The sequence below is a fragment of the Roseococcus thiosulfatophilus genome (assembly GCF_017311575.1).
GTDB classification, from domain to species: Bacteria; Pseudomonadota; Alphaproteobacteria; order Acetobacterales; family Acetobacteraceae; genus Roseococcus; species Roseococcus thiosulfatophilus.
This window is the reverse complement of the sequence record NZ_JAFFQY010000061.1, coordinates 136,991-151,343: the sequence shown is the minus strand read 5'-3', so window position 1 is coordinate 151,343 and position 14,353 is coordinate 136,991. Positions and strand designations below refer to the sequence as shown.

Sequence of the window (14,353 nt, the reverse complement as noted above, 5' to 3'; positions counted from 1 at the left end):
CCATGGCGCAGGACCCGCACTGGTACCGCGACGCGGTCATCTACCAGCTTCACGTCAAGAGCTTCTTCGACGGCAATGACGACGGCATCGGCGACTTCGCCGGGCTGATGCAGAAGCTGGACTACATCTCGGAACTCGGCGTGGACACGTTGTGGCTGCTGCCCTTCTACCCGAGCCCGCTGCGCGACGATGGCTATGACATCGCGGACTACCGCGGCGTGAACCCGAGCTACGGCAACCTGCGCGACGCCAAGCGCTTCGTGCGCGAGGCGCATGCGCGCGGGCTGCGCGTCATCACGGAGCTGGTGATCAACCACACCAGCGACCAGCACCCGTGGTTCCAGAAGGCGCGCGAATCCAAGCCCGGCTCGCCCGCGCGGGATTTCTACGTGTGGTCCGACACCGACGAGAAGTATGACGGCACGCGCGTCATCTTCTGCGACACCGAGAAGTCCAATTGGACCTGGGATGAGAAGGCCAAGGCCTATTTCTGGCACCGCTTCTACAGCCACCAGCCCGACCTGAACTTCGACAATCCGCGCGTGATGACCGAAGTGCTGGGGGCCATGAAGTTCTGGCTCGACATCGGGGTGGATGGGCTGCGTCTCGACGCCGTGCCCTACCTGGTGGAGCGCGAGGGCACCAACAATGAAAACCTGGAAGAGACCCACGCCATCCTGAAGCGCATCCGCGCCAAGCTGGACCAGGACTTCCCGGACAAGATGCTGCTGGCCGAGGCGAACCAGTGGCCCGAGGACACGCAGGTCTATTTCGGCGAGGGCGATGAATGCCACATGGCGTTCCACTTCCCGCTGATGCCGCGCATGTACATGTCCATCGCGCAGGAGGACCGCTTCCCCATCACGGACATCCTGCGCCAGACGCCGGACATTCCCGAGGGCTGCCAATGGGCCATCTTCCTGCGGAACCATGATGAGCTGACGCTCGAAATGGTGACCGACAAGGAGCGTGACTACCTCTGGAGCACCTATGCCGCGGACAACCGTGCGCGCATCAACCTCGGCATCCGCCGGCGCCTGGCACCGCTGCTGCAGCGCGACCGCCGGCGCATCGAGCTGATGAACGGGTTGCTGCTCTCCATGCCCGGCACGCCCGTCATCTATTATGGCGACGAGATCGGCATGGGGGACAACATCTTCCTGCGCGACCGTGATGGCGTGCGCACGCCCATGCAATGGTCGCCCGACCGCAATGGCGGCTTCTCCCGCGCCGACCCCGCCGCACTCGTGCTGCCGCCGCTGCAGGACCCGATGTACGGCTTCCAGGCCGTGAACGTGGAGATGCAGGCGCGCGACCCGCATTCGCTGCTGAACTGGATGCGTCGCATGCTGGCGGTCCGCAAGCGCAGCCAGGCCTTCGGGCGCGGCGGCATGCGGCTGCTCTACCCCGCCAACCGCAAGGTGCTGGCCTATGTGCGCGAGCATGAGGAGGACACGATCCTCTGCGTGTTCAACCTCTCGCGCTCGGCCCAGGCGGTGGAGCTGGATCTCTCGGCGCTCGCCGGCCGCGTGCCGGTCGAGATGCTGGGCGGCACGAGCTTCCCGCCCGTGGGTCAGCTCCCCTATCTGCTGACGCTGCCGCCCTACGGCTTCTACTGGTTCGTGCTGGCGGCAGACCAGGCGCTGCCGGCCTGGCACACGCCCTCGCCCGAGCCGTTGCCGGACCTTCGCACGCTGGTGCTGCGCGCCAATGTGAAGGAGATGCTGGGCGCGACCACACGTGCCGAACTGGAACAGCAGGTGCTGCCCGAATACCTGCCCAAGCGGCGCTGGTTCGCCTCGAAGGGCGAGAAGCTGGGCGCCCTGAGCCTGACCGCCATCGCGACCCTGCCCGAGACGCAGGGGGCCGTGGTGATGGCCGAGGTGGAGGTGAACCTGCCCGGCCGCGCCGAGCGCTACGCCCTGCCATTGGCCGGCGTGGAGGATATGGAGGGCAGCGGGCCGCTCTCCTCGCAGCTGGCGCTGGCGCGGCTGCGCCAGGGGCGGCGCGTGGGCTACCTGACGGACGCCTTCGCGGACGACCGCATGCCGGCCGCCGTGCTGGCGGCCCTGCGCGGTGGGCTGCGGCTGAACAGCGATGCGGGGGAAATCCGCTTCAACGCCACCTCGCGCCTCGCGGATGTCGTGATGCCGGAGGGCGCCGAGGTGCGACGGCTCTCCGCGGAGCAGTCCAACTCCTCCCTCATCTATGGCGAGGAGGTGGTGCTGAAGATCATCCGCCGCATCAACCCGGGCATCCACCCGGAGGCGGAGATGACGCGCCACCTCACCGAGGCGGGCTTCGCCAACATCGCGCCCCTGATGGGCGAGGTGGTGCGCGTGGCCCCCGACGGCACGCCGCACACCCTGATGCTGGTGCAGGGCTTTGTCCGCAACCAGGGCGATGGCTGGGGCTGGACGCTGGACTGGCTCGGCCGCGCCATTGACGACGCGGCGCTGCATGACGAGACGCCGGAGGATGTCTTCGCGGGCTACCAGGGCTTTGCCGCGCTGCTGGGCCGCCGCCTGGGCGAGCTCCACGCCACCCTGGCCTCGGCCAGCCGCGACGAGGCCTTCGCACCCGAAACAGCCACCGAAGCCGACCGCGCGGCCTGGGCGAAGGGCGTACTGGAACAGCTTGACCCCGCCCTGGACCTGCTGGCGCGGGCGGAACTGGACGAGGCGGATGCCGAGCGCGCCCGCTTCGTGATCGAAAGGCGCAAGTCCTTGCATGAGGCGGCCAAGCGCCTCGCGCAATCGGCCGAGGGCGCGCTCAAGACCCGCGTGCATGGCGACTTCCACCTGGGCCAGGTGCTGGTGGCCCAGGGCGATGCCGTGATCGTGGATTTCGAGGGCGAGCCCGCGCGCACGCTCGAGGAACGCCGCGCCAAGGGCAGCCCGCTGCGCGACGTGGCGGGGCTTCTCCGCAGCCTCGACTACGCGGCGCATGTGGGCGAGGGGAACGACACCGTGGCCGCGGCCCCGGCCGATCGCCGCGCCGCCCTCTTCGCGCGCTGGAAGCAGGAGACGGCTGCGGTGTTCCTCGACGCCTACCGCGAGGTGCACGCCGCGGCACCCGAGCCCTGGGTACCGGCGGGGGCGGAGGCCGCGCTGCTGGACCTCTTCCTGCTGGAGAAGGCCGCCTACGAAATACGTTACGAGGCCGCCAACCGTCCGGCCTGGATCGGCGTTCCCTTGCGCGGCCTCGTAGAGCTTGCCGAAAGGATGACGTCATGATCGCAGGATTGGAGGAGCTGGTTGCCGGGCATCACGGAGACCCCTTCGCCGTCCTGGGCCGCCAGGGCGGGGAGGTCCGTACCTTCCAGCCCGGCGCGCGCGGCGTGACGCTGCTGGCGCGCGAGGGCGGGCAGGAGATGGGGCGGCTGGAACCCGTGCATCCGGGTGGCCTCTTCGCCGGTCCGGCACGGGACGGGGCCTACCGGCTGCGGATCGAATGGCCCGGCTCCGTGCAGGAAACCGAGGACCCCTATGATTTCGGCCTGCTGTTGGGGCCGCTCGACCTGCACCTGCTGGCGGAAGGCCGGCATTTCGAGATGGGCCGCGTCTTCGGCGCGCAGCCCATGGAGATCGAGGGCGTTCCTGGCGTGCGCTTCGCCGTCTGGGCGCCCAATGCGCGCCGCGTCTCGGTGGTGGGCGACTTCAACGGCTGGGATGGCCGCCGCCACCCCATGCGGCTGCGGCGCGAGGCGGGCGTGTGGGAGCTGTTCATCCCGCGCCTCGCCCCCGGCGCCGCCTACAGCTATGAAATGCTGGCGGCGGATGGCTCCGTGCTGCCGCTGAAGGCGGATCCGGTGGCGCTCTCCACCGAGGCGCCGCCCGCCACCGCCTCACGCGTGCCGGACGCCGCACCCTTCCACTGGACGGACGAGGCCTGGATGGCCGGGCGCGAGGCGCGCCAGGCGCTGGATGCGCCGATCTCCATCTACGAGGTCCATCCCGGTTCCTGGTGGCGCGATGCGGAAGGCGAGGCGCCCGACTGGGACCGCCTAGCCGACCGGCTGATCCCCTACGCGCAGGGGCTGGGCTTCACCCATCTCGAATTCCTGCCCATCACGGAGCACCCTTTCGGCGGTTCCTGGGGCTACCAGCCGCTGTCGCTTTTCGCGCCGAGCGCGCGCTTCGGCGATGCGGCGGGCTTCGCTCGCTTCGTGGACCGCGCCCACGCGGCGGGCCTTGGCGTGCTGCTCGACTGGGTGCCGGCGCATTTCCCGACCGACCCGCACGGGCTATATCGCTTCGACGGCAGCCCCCTCTATGAGCACGCCGACGCGCGCGAGGGTTTCCACCGCGACTGGAACACCGCCATCTACAATTTCGGGCGGAACGAGGTGCGGTCCTTCCTGATCTCCTCGGCGCTGCATTGGCTGGAACGCTTCCATGTGGACGGGCTGCGCGTGGATGCGGTCGCCTCCATGCTCTACCGCGACTATTCGCGGCCGCAGGGTGAATGGATCCCGAACCGCCATGGCGGCCGCGAGAACCTGGAGGCCGTGGCCTTCCTGCGCGAACTCAACACCATCGTGCGCGAGCGCTGCCCCGGTGCCGTCATGATCGCGGAGGAAAGCACCGCCTGGCCCGGCGTGACCAAGGCGGTGGAGGAAGGCGGCCTGGGCTTCCACTACAAGTGGAACATGGGCTGGATGAACGACACGCTCGGCTACATGCACCAGGAGCCGATCCATCGCCGCCACCACCATGGCGCCATGACCTTCGGCCTGGTCTATGCGTGGAGCGAGCACTTCATCCTGCCCATCAGCCATGACGAGGTGGTGCATGGGAAGGGCTCGCTGCTGGGCAAGATGCCGGGCGATACGTGGCAGAAGCTGGCCAATCTGCGCGCGTATCTGGCCTTCATGTGGGCGCATCCGGGCCGCAAGCTGCTCTTCATGGGCAATGAACTGGCGCAGCCCGCCGAATGGAACCACGACGCCGCCCTGGCCTGGCACCTGCTGGACCAGCCGGCGCATCGCGGCGTGCAGCATCTGCTGCGGGACCTCAATGCTCTCTACCGCGCGCAGCCCGCCTTGCATCGTGCCGATGCTCGGCCGGAGGGCTTCCGCTGGATCATCGCCGACGATGCCGATCACAGCGTGCTGGCCTGGCTCAGGCTGGGCGCGGAAGGAGACGAACCCGTGCTGGTTGCGTGCAACATGACACCCGTGCCTCGGCACGGCTATCGCCTGGGCGTCCCCGCCACGGGCGAATGGGCCGAGCTGCTCAACACCGATGCCGGCCTCTATGGCGGCGGGAACATGGGCAATGGCGGCGCCGTGCGGGCCGAGCCCATCGGCGCGCATGGCTTCGCGCAGTCGGTGGCGCTCACGCTGCCGCCGCTGGCCACCCTGGTCCTGGGGCGGCGCGCCTAGAATGGCCCCCCTTCCGGACCGGCTGCTGCCTGGCCGCGCGGACCCGCTCGGCGCCCATTGGGATGGGCTCGGCGTGAATTTCGCGGTGTTCTCGGCGCATGCCGAGCGCATTGACCTGTGCCTCTTCGACCCGGCGGGCCGCCGCGAGATCGCCCGCCTGCCCCTGCCCGAATGCACCGACGAGGTGTGGCACGGCTACCTGCCCGAGGCACGCCCGGGCATGCTCTACGGCTACCGCGCGCATGGTCCCTACGACCCGCGCCATGGCCACCGCTTCAACCCCAACAAGCTGCTGCTCGACCCCTATGCGCGGCAGCTCTCGGGCGAGGTGCGCTGGTCCGATGCGCTGTTCGGCTACCGCCTCGGCGCGGGCCGTGGCGACCTCACCTTCGACCGGCGCGACAGCGCGCCCGCCATGCCCAAGGGTGTGGTGGTGGATGAAAGCTTCCACTGGGGCGACGACCGCCCGCCCGAGATCCCGTGGGACCGCACGGTCATCTACGAGGCGCATGTCCGCGGCCTGACCAAGCTGCGCGAAGACATTGCCCCGCGGGAGCGCGGCACCTTCGCCGCGCTGGCCGATCCGGGCATGATCGAGCACCTGAAGCGCATCGGCGTGACGGCGGTGGAACTGCTGCCCATCCATGCCTTCCTGCAGGACCGCTTCCTGGTGGAGAAGGGGCTGCGGAACTACTGGGGCTATTCCACCCTGTCCTTCTTCGCGCCCGAGCCGCGCTACCTCATCGAGCCCTGGATGCGGAACGAGCTGAAGGTGGCCGTCCGCCGCCTGCACGCGGCGGGCATCGAGGTGATCCTGGATGTGGTGTACAACCACACCTGCGAGGGCAGCGAACTCGGCCCCACGCTCTCCTGGCGCGGCCTCGACAACGCGTCCTACTACCGGCTCCTGCCCGACAACCCGCGCCACCTCATCAACGACACGGGCACGGGCAACACGCTGAACATCAGCCATCCGCGCGTGCTGCAGATGGTGATGGACAGCCTGCGCTACTGGGTGCAGCACTTCCACATCGACGGCTTCCGCTTCGACCTCGGCACCATACTCGGGCGCGAGGCGCATGGCTTCGACCCGGGCAGCGGCTTCTTCGACGCCATCCGCCAGGACCCCGTGCTGGCGCGGGTGAAGCTGATTTCGGAACCCTGGGACATCGGGCCGGGCGGCTACCAGGTGGGCAACCACCCGCCCGGCTTCGCGGAATGGAATGACCGCTACCGTGACGGCGTGCGCCGCTTCTGGCGGGGTGATTCCGGCATGCGGAGCGACCTGGCCGCGCGCCTGACGGGGTCCGCCGAACTCTTCGACAAGCGCCGCCGTCGCCCCTGGGCCAGCGTCAACTTCCTGGCGAGCCATGACGGCTACACCCTCTACGACCTCACGGCCTATGAGCAGCGCCACAACGAGGCCAATGGCGAGGACAACCGCGACGGCCATTCCGACAACCACAGCCGCAACTGGGGCCATGAGGGCGAGACGGAGGATGCGGGCATCCGCGCGACCCGTGCCCGCGTGGCCCGCGCCATGCTGGCCACGCTGTTTGCCTCGGCCGGAACGCCCATGCTGCTGGGCGGCGACGAGATGGCGCGCAGCCAGGGCGGCAACAACAACGCCTATTGCCAGGACAACGACATCTCCTGGTTCGACTGGGAACACGCGGAGACGGAGGAGGCGCAATCCCTCCAGCGATTCACCGCGCGCCTCGCTGGCCTGCGCCAGCAATTGCCGCCGCTGCGACCGGCCGTCTACGAGCATGGCGAGGCGGAACCGCGCCCCGGCCTGTCCGCCATCGGCTGGTTCGACCAGCACGGCCAGGGCATGACGCCCGAGGCCTGGGCCGAACCGGAGGCGCGCACGCTGATCCTGCGCCGGGCGGTGGTGGCGCCGGAGGGCCATGTGGATGCGGTGCTGCTGCTGCTGAACGCGGATTCCGACGGCCACCGCTTCACCCTGCCCGAGCCCGGGATGGACTGGACCATGATGCTGGACAGCGCCCATCCGGACCTGGCCGAACATCCGGCGGCGGGGCGCTCCGTGCTGGTGGCGGCGCATTCGGTGGTCCTGATGGCGACACGGCTGCCGCCCGCATGACCACGCTCTGGGGGCCGGTCTCGCGGGCCGGCGGCACCCGCTTCCGCCTCTGGGCGCCCGACAGCGATGCGGTGCTGCTGGAGGTGGAGGGCCGCGCCCCCATTCCCATGGCGGCGCAGGGTCAGGGATGGTTCACGCTGGACGCGCCGGTGGGCGAGGGGGCGCGCTATCGCTTCCGCGTGGCGCCCGGGCTCGTCGTGCCAGACCCGGCTTCGCGCGCCCAGGCGGGCGGGGTGCATGGGGCCTCGGTGCTGACCGACCTTGCCGCTTATCCCTGGCGCCACGCCGACTGGCGCGGCCGGCCCTGGCATGAGGCCGTGATCTATGAAGTCCATGCCGGCGCCATGGGCGGCTTCGGCGGCGTGCGCGAGGCCCTGCCGAGGTTGAAGGCGCTGGGTGTCACCGCCATCGAGCTCATGCCCGTGGCGGAGGCGCCGGGCGCGCGCGGCTGGGGCTATGACGGCGTGCTGCCCTTCGCGCCGCATGCGGCGCTGGGCGCGCCGCAGGAATTGCAGGCGCTGGTGGACGCGGCGCATGGCGAGGGGCTGATGGTCTTGCTCGACGTGGTGTTCAACCATTTCGGGCCGGATGGCGCCTATCTGCACGCCTATGCGAAGCGCTTCTTCGACGAGGGCGTGCACACCCCCTGGGGTGCGGCCATCAACTTCGCCGAATCCGCGGTGCGCGCCTATTTCGAGGAATGCGCGTTGCATTGGCTGCGCGACTACCGCTTCGACGGGCTGCGCCTCGATGCCGTCCACGCCATCCCGGACCCCGATTGGCTGGACCACCTGGCCCGCCGCATCCGTGCGGAGCTTCCCGGCCGCCACATCCACCTGGTGCTGGAGAACGAGCACAACGCCGCGCGGCACCTGGCGCCCGATGGACCCTTCGACGCGCAGTGGAATGATGACGGCCACAACATCCTGCACCCGCTGCTGACCGGCGAGCGCGAGGGCTATTACGAGGACTTCGCGGAGGATGGCGCGGCCAAGCTCGCCACCGTGCTGGGGCAGGGCTTTCTCTTCCAGGGGCAGCATTCCGCCCATCTGGGCGCGCCGCGGGGGGAGCCCTCGGCGCACCTGCCGCCCACCGCCTTCGTGCTCTTCCTGCAGAACCATGACCAGGTGGGCAACCGGGCCTTCGGCGAAAGGCTGCCCGCCTTGGCCGACCCCGACGCGCTGGCGGCGGCCACCGCGCTGCTGCTGCTCTGCCCGCAAATCCCTTTGCTCTTCATGGGCGAGGAATGGGGGGCCACGGCCCCCTTCCTGTTCTTCACCGACCACAATGCGGAGCTGGCGCCGCTGGTGCGCGAGGGGCGCCGTCGGGAATTCGCGCGCTTCGCCGCCTTCGCCGACCCCGCCATGCGCGCCCGCATCCCCGACCCGAACGAGGCCACGACCTTCACCGCCTCCATCCCGGATGTGGAGGAGGCCGCGCGCGAGCCCCATGCGACGGTGCTGGCCCTCTACACGCAGATGCTCGCGCTCCGCCACGCGCGCATCATCCCGCATCTGCCCGGCGCGGTGGCGCTGGGTGCCGAGGCGGTGGGCGAGAAGGCCGTGCTGGCGCGTTGGCGCCTGTCCAACCAGGAGGAACTGACTCTGGCCTGCAATCTGGGAGAGGCGCCCGCCGCCTGCACGGCGCGGGGCGCGCTGCTGTTCGAAGGGCGCGAGGGGGCCGCCGCCGCGCTCGCCGCCGGCACGCTTCCCGCGCGCACCACCGTGGCGCTGCTCGGCTCATGATGCCGCGCGCCACCGCCCGGCTGCAATTCCATGCGGGCTTCACGCTGGATGACGCGGTGCCACTGGTGCCCTATCTCGCGCGGCTGGGCATCAGCCATCTCTATGCCTCGCCCATCCTGAAGGCGCGGCCGGGCTCCACCCATGGCTATGACATCGTGGACCATGGCGCCATCAACCCGGAGCTGGGCGGCGAGGAGGCGTTGCTCCGCCTGGTTGCCGCGTTGAAGGCGGAAGGGCTGGGCCTCATCCTCGACATCGTGCCCAACCACATGGGCGTGGGCGGTGCCGACAACGCCTGGTGGCTGGATGTGCTGGAGTGGGGCCGCCACAGCCCCTATGCCAGCTTCTTCGACATTGACTGGGAGCCCCCCGACCCCGCCCTGCGCCACAAGCTGCTGGCGCCGTTCCTGGGCGCGCCCTATGGCGAGGCCCTGGCCTCGGGCGACCTGCGCCTGCATTTCGATGCGGCGCTGGGCAAGTTCCACGCCCAGTATTTCGAACACCGCTTCCCCATCGCGGCCCCGCACCACGCGGCGCTGCTGCGCGGCCAGGGCCCGGCCGCGGCCTTCGCGGCGCTGCGCCCCTCGAGCCGCGCGGCGGCGCAGGCCGCGCACCTGGCGCTGGCCGAGCACGCCGCCACGCCGGAGGGCGAGGCGCTCATCGCCATGGTGCTGGGCGCGCATGATCCGACCACCGAGGAAGGCCGCGCCGCCCTGCACGCGCTGCTGGAACGCCAGCACTACCGCCTGGCCTGGTGGCGCGCGGCGGCGGATGAGATCAACTGGCGCCGCTTCTTCGACATCACCTCGCTGGCCGGGCTGCGCGCCGAGGACCCGGCGGTGTTCGACGCCACGCATGAACTCGTGCTGCGCCTCTATGCCGAGGGCGCCATTGACGGGCTGCGCATAGACCATGTGGACGGGCTGGCCGATCCACGCGCCTATTGCCGCAAGCTCTACCGCCGCATGCAGACGCTCAGGCCCGGGCAGGAGCCGCTGATCTGGGTGGAGAAGATCCTCGCCCCCTTCGAGGCGCTGCGCCCCGACTGGCAGGTGCAGGGCACCACCGGCTACGACTTCATGGACGAGGTGGGCGGCCTGCTGCACGACCCGGCGGGCGAGGAGCCGCTGACCCGGATCTGGACCGAGCGCACCGGCCGCCCCGCCCATTTCGAGGAGGAGGCGCAGGAAGCCCGCCGCCAGATCCTGCGCGACAACCTGGCCTCCGAGCTCAACGCCACGGCGGCGGCGCTGAAGCGCGTGGCCAACCAGGACATCGCCACGCGCGATCATTCGCTGACCGCGCTGCGGCGTGCGCTGGCCGAGGTGCTGGTGCATTTTCCGCTCTATCGCCTCTACATCTCGAAGGGCGGGCGCAGCGAGGAGGACCGGCGCATCCTGGACTGGGCCATCGCCGGCGCGCGGCGCACCTTGCGCCCCACCAGCCGCCACCTGCTGCCGCTGCTCGATGATTGGCTGGGCGGCGAGCCGCCGCGCAGCCTGCCCCCCGCGCAGCGGCGCGAGAGGCTGGTGGCGGCGGTGCGCTTCCAGCAGCTCTCGGCGCCCGTGGCGGCGAAGAGCGTGGAGGACACGGCCTTCTACCGCTATGGCCGCATGCTCTCGCGCAACGAGGTGGGCTCCGAGCCGGGGCGCTTCGCCGTCTCGCCCGCCGCCTTCCATGGCACGGCGCGCACGCGCGCCAAGCGTTTCCCGGGCGCCATGCTCGCCACCGCCACCCATGACCACAAGCGCGGCGAGGACACGCGCGCGCGGCTCGCGGTGCTGTCCGAAATCCCGGGCGAGTGGGAGGCGGCGGTGGACCGCTGGACGCGGCTCAACGCGCCGCTGCGCCGCGACCTGCCCGACGGCCCGGCGCCGGGGATGAGCGCCCAGCTCATGCTCTACCAGATGCTGGTGGGCGCCTGGCCGCTCGAACTGTCGCCGGAGGATGAGGCGGGTGTCGCCGCCTTCGCCACGCGCGTGGCGGACTGGCAACGCAAGGCCCTGCGCGAGGCCAAGCGCCGCACGGAATGGGCGGTGGAGAACGCGGATTACGAAGCCGCCTGCCAGGATTTCCTGCACACGGCGCTGGCCGCCGACCGCGCCAGCCGCTGGCGCGAGGAGGTGGCGGGCTTCGCCATGCGCCTTGCCCCGGCCGGCGCGGTGAATGGGCTGGCGCAGGCGCTGCTGCGCTGCACGGCGCCGGGCATCCCGGATCTCTACCAGGGCACGGAGTTCTGGGATTTCTCCCTGGTGGACCCCGACAACCGCCGCCCGGTGGATTTTTCCGCACGCATGTCCGCGCTGGAGCAGGGCGTGCCGCCAGCCGAGCTGCTGGGTCATTGGCGTGATGGCAGGGTGAAGCAGGCCATCATCGCCCGCGCCCTGGAGCTGCGCCGCGCGCGGCCGGAGGTCTTCGCGGCGGGCGACCACCTGGCGCTCCAGGCCGAGGGCCCCGCCGCGCAGCACGCCCTGGCCTTCGCGCGCCCGCACCGCACGGGCACGGTGCTGGCCATCACCACGCGACTGCCGGCGGCGCTGCTGGGCGCGGCCGAGGCGCCGCTGGTGCCGGGGGCGGCCTGGACAGAGACGCATCTCGTCCTGCCCGCGCGCCTGGCCGCCGCGACCTGGCGGGACGTGCTGACGGGCCAGACCTTGCGCGCCCGCGGCGGACGCCTGCGGCTGAACGAAGCCCTGTCTCAGCTTCCCGTGGCGCTGCTCGAGATGGAATGAGCGAGCGCCGCATGGGCCCGCGCGCTGGCGCGGCCCAGGCGGATCAGGGCGGGCAATTCCCAGGGCCGGCGGGCCAACCCGGCCAGCACGGGGCCCAGCGCGGGGCGGCCATCGGGCGTCAACGCCTTGCGGGCGGCGCGGGGCAGGGCTTCCTCCGGTCCATCGGCCACGGCGCGCAGCACGGCGAAGGGCAGGCCGCGCGCCGTGGCGAAGCGGGCCACCGCCCCGCTTTCCATGTCCACGGCCTCCGCACCCGTGGCCGCGTGCAGGGCGCGCTTGGCTTCGGCATCGGCGAGGAGGGTATCGCTGGCCGCGAGCGGCACCACGCGCGCCCGGGTGCGGGCGGCCAGCGCCGTCGTCCACGCCGCGTCTGGCGCGAAGGTCCGGCCCGCGTGCAGCGTGCCGGCCAGCAGCACGTCGCCGGTGCGGACGCCGGGCGCCAAGCCGCCTGCGATGCCAAAGGAGAGCACGCAGGTCACATCGTCGGGCAGCGCGTCAAGCATCGTGGCCAGCCGCCCTGCATCCCCGCCCGAGACCAGCACGCGCGTGCCGGCGGGCAGCAGCGCGGCCTCGCTGGCCAGCCCCACCGCGACGACGGCACCTTCCGGGATCAGCAAGGGGGCGCGTAGTCCTTCCAGGGGGCCGCGCGTTCATAGCCGTGGGCGGCGCGCAGCAGCAGCGCCTCCGCATGGGCGGGCGCGGCCAGTTGCAGCGAGAGCGGCAGGCCTTTCGAGGACAATCCGCTCATCAGCGTGATGGCGGGCTGGCCGGTCACGTTGAAGGGGGTGCGGGCCTGGCGGGGATAGGTGCGCTCCACCTCCGGCTCGTCGTCAATGAGGGCGGCCTCGTCCATGCTGCTCGCGGTCAGCAGCAGGTCCACGTCCGCGAAGACCTCGTTCACCCGGGCCAGCAACTGCGTGCGGCGGCGGGCGGCGTGCATATAGTCCACCGCCGGCAGGAACAGGCCCGGCAGCAGGCGGCGGCGCGTCACCGCCGCGTAGTCCTGCGGGCGGGTCTTGAGCCATTCCTCATGGACCACGCTGCTCTCAGCGGCCAGGATGGTGCGGTTGACGGCGGAGAACTCGTCGAGGCTCGGCAGGGTCACGTCCATGACGATGGCGCCCTCGGCCGCCAGCAGGCGCGCGGCCTCGTCCAGCGCGGCCGCCATCTCGGCCGAGGCCGGCTGGTCCTTCTCGTGGAAGTGCCGGACATAGCCGATGCGCAGGCCGCGCAGCCCATCCGTCAGGCCGCGCGTGTAGTCCTGCCCGCCATCGGCCATCACGTTCAGCATCAGCGCCGCGTCGCGCACCGTGCGCGTCAGCGGCCCCACATGGTCCAGCGAGAAGGCCAGCGGGAACACGCCCGCGCGCGGCACCAGCTCATAGGTGGGCTTGAGGCCCACGATGCCGCAATGGCTGGCCGGGTGCCGCACCGAGCCGCCGGTGTCCGTGCCCAGCGCCGCCGGCACCATGCGCGCCGCCACCGCCGCCCCCGAGCCGGAGGAGGAGCCGCCCGGATGATGCGCCCTGTTCCACGGGTTGCGGGCGGGCGGGAAGGGCAGGTCGAAGGCCGGGCCGCCGATGGCGAATTCATGCGTGGCGAGCTTGCCCGGGAACACCGCGCCCGCCGCGCGCAGCCGCGCCACCACCGCCGCATCCGCCTCCGCCATATGGTCCAGCCGCTGCTTCGAATGGCAGGTGGTGGGGTGGCCCTTGAGGTCAATGATGTCCTTCAGCCCCACCGGGATGCCGTGCAGGGGTGAGCGCGGGCCGTGGCGGGTGATCTCGGCCTCGGCCTCGCGCGCCGCTTCCTCGGCTTCGGCGACGTTCATCCGGATGAAGGCGTCGAGCCGCGGCTGCACGGCGGCGATGCGCGCCAGGCAATCCTCCAGCAGCTCAACCGGCGAGAGCTTGCGGGCGGCGATGAGGGCGGCGGCCTCGGCGAGGGTGAGAAGATGCGGGCTCATGGACGGGGCGCCACGTAGGCAGGCGTGGGTTCCAGCGTGGGGTCGCTGCTGCGGGGCAGCTGCCCCTTGTGGCGCGCCAGCTGCGCCAGCGCCGCCCGCACATCGGCCGGGTAGCGCGCGGCGGTGTCCTCCAGCCCCGCGGCCTTCACGAGGGCGGCGATCTCTTCATCGGTCATGGCGGGCACCCCTGCTGTCCGGGCACAGCTTGGGCCAAGCGGGAGGGGGCGAAAAGCAGGGGGCGGCCGCATTCGGGGGGGAGATGGCGCGACCGCCCCCTGAAGTTGGGCTCCCTGGCGGCGAGGCGCCGCCCCGGGAGGTCCGGGAGAGACGGGTGTGCTCGGGGGGAGAACACATCCCATGCCGCAATGTGGGGAGGGCGCGTTACGGAAGTGTTGCCGGCACCGCACGAATTGTCGC

At 71.2% G+C, this 14,353-nt stretch carries 8 protein-coding genes; 5 read left to right on the top strand and 3 right to left on the bottom strand.

The genetic code is table 11. The annotated features are described in order from the left end of the window. The first annotated feature begins 2 nt into the window (after positions 1 to 2). The 5 genes from treS to treY are packed head-to-tail and all read left to right on the top strand — an operon-like array spanning position 3 to position 11,970. Positions 3 to 3,236 (top strand): maltose alpha-D-glucosyltransferase, encoded by a 3,234-nt coding sequence (gene treS, locus JTN19_RS16560; RefSeq protein WP_206934868.1) that lies wholly within the window; start codon positions 3 to 5, stop codon positions 3,234 to 3,236. After that, the gene (gene glgB / locus JTN19_RS16555; protein WP_206934865.1) at positions 3,233 to 5,386 is read left to right on the top strand and encodes a 1,4-alpha-glucan branching protein GlgB; all 2,154 of its coding nucleotides are present in this window, start codon (positions 3,233 to 3,235) and stop codon (positions 5,384 to 5,386) included. Before treS ends, glgB begins: the two co-directional genes overlap by 4 nt. Position 5,387: 1 nt before the next feature. Beyond that, positions 5,388 to 7,493 carry a glycogen debranching protein GlgX gene (gene glgX, locus JTN19_RS16550; RefSeq protein ID WP_206934863.1) on the top strand — a complete coding sequence of 702 codons (2,106 nt, stop codon included), beginning with the start codon at positions 5,388 to 5,390 and terminating at the stop codon, positions 7,491 to 7,493. After that, complete coding sequence (treZ, locus tag JTN19_RS16545) at positions 7,490 to 9,238, top strand: malto-oligosyltrehalose trehalohydrolase (RefSeq protein WP_206934861.1); 1,749 nt, start codon at positions 7,490 to 7,492, stop codon at positions 9,236 to 9,238. The genes glgX and treZ overlap by 4 nt, the downstream gene beginning before the upstream one ends. Further along, entirely contained in the window at positions 9,235 to 11,970 is a 2,736-nt protein-coding gene (gene treY, locus JTN19_RS16540; RefSeq protein WP_206934859.1) for a malto-oligosyltrehalose synthase, read from the top strand. Before treZ ends, treY begins: the two co-directional genes overlap by 4 nt. Here treY and JTN19_RS16535 read toward each other — a convergent pair. The 3 genes from JTN19_RS16535 to JTN19_RS16525 are packed head-to-tail and all read right to left on the bottom strand — an operon-like array spanning position 11,937 to position 14,112. Then, a complete protein-coding gene (locus tag JTN19_RS16535; RefSeq protein WP_206934857.1) occupies positions 11,937 to 12,587 on the bottom strand; it encodes a phosphorylase family protein in 651 nt (216 codons plus the stop codon). The genes treY and JTN19_RS16535 overlap by 34 nt on opposite strands. Beyond that, complete coding sequence (locus JTN19_RS16530) at positions 12,581 to 13,936, bottom strand: amidase (RefSeq protein ID WP_206934854.1); 1,356 nt, start codon at positions 13,934 to 13,936, stop codon at positions 12,581 to 12,583. The genes JTN19_RS16535 and JTN19_RS16530 overlap by 7 nt, the downstream gene beginning before the upstream one ends. Then, a complete protein-coding gene (locus tag JTN19_RS16525; RefSeq protein ID WP_206934851.1) occupies positions 13,933 to 14,112 on the bottom strand; it encodes a hypothetical protein in 180 nt (59 codons plus the stop codon). Before JTN19_RS16525 ends, JTN19_RS16530 begins: the two co-directional genes overlap by 4 nt. Between the last annotated feature and the right edge of the window lie 241 nt (positions 14,113 to 14,353).

What these genes read in the sequence shown, in the direction of transcription:
- treS (WP_206934868.1), top strand. Translation starts at nt 3, where the DNA reads ATGGCGCAGGACCCGCACTGGTACCGCGACGCGGTCATCTACCAGCTT.
- JTN19_RS16525 (WP_206934851.1), bottom strand. Translation starts at nt 14,112, where the DNA reads ATGACCGATGAAGAGATCGCCGCCCTCGTGAAGGCCGCGGGGCTGGAG.
- glgX (WP_206934863.1), top strand. Translation starts at nt 5,388, where the DNA reads ATGGCCCCCCTTCCGGACCGGCTGCTGCCTGGCCGCGCGGACCCGCTC.
- glgB (WP_206934865.1), top strand. Translation starts at nt 3,233, where the DNA reads ATGATCGCAGGATTGGAGGAGCTGGTTGCCGGGCATCACGGAGACCCC.
- treZ (WP_206934861.1), top strand. Translation starts at nt 7,490, where the DNA reads ATGACCACGCTCTGGGGGCCGGTCTCGCGGGCCGGCGGCACCCGCTTC.
- JTN19_RS16530 (WP_206934854.1), bottom strand. Translation starts at nt 13,936, where the DNA reads ATGAGCCCGCATCTTCTCACCCTCGCCGAGGCCGCCGCCCTCATCGCC.
- treY (WP_206934859.1), top strand. Translation starts at nt 9,235, where the DNA reads ATGATGCCGCGCGCCACCGCCCGGCTGCAATTCCATGCGGGCTTCACG.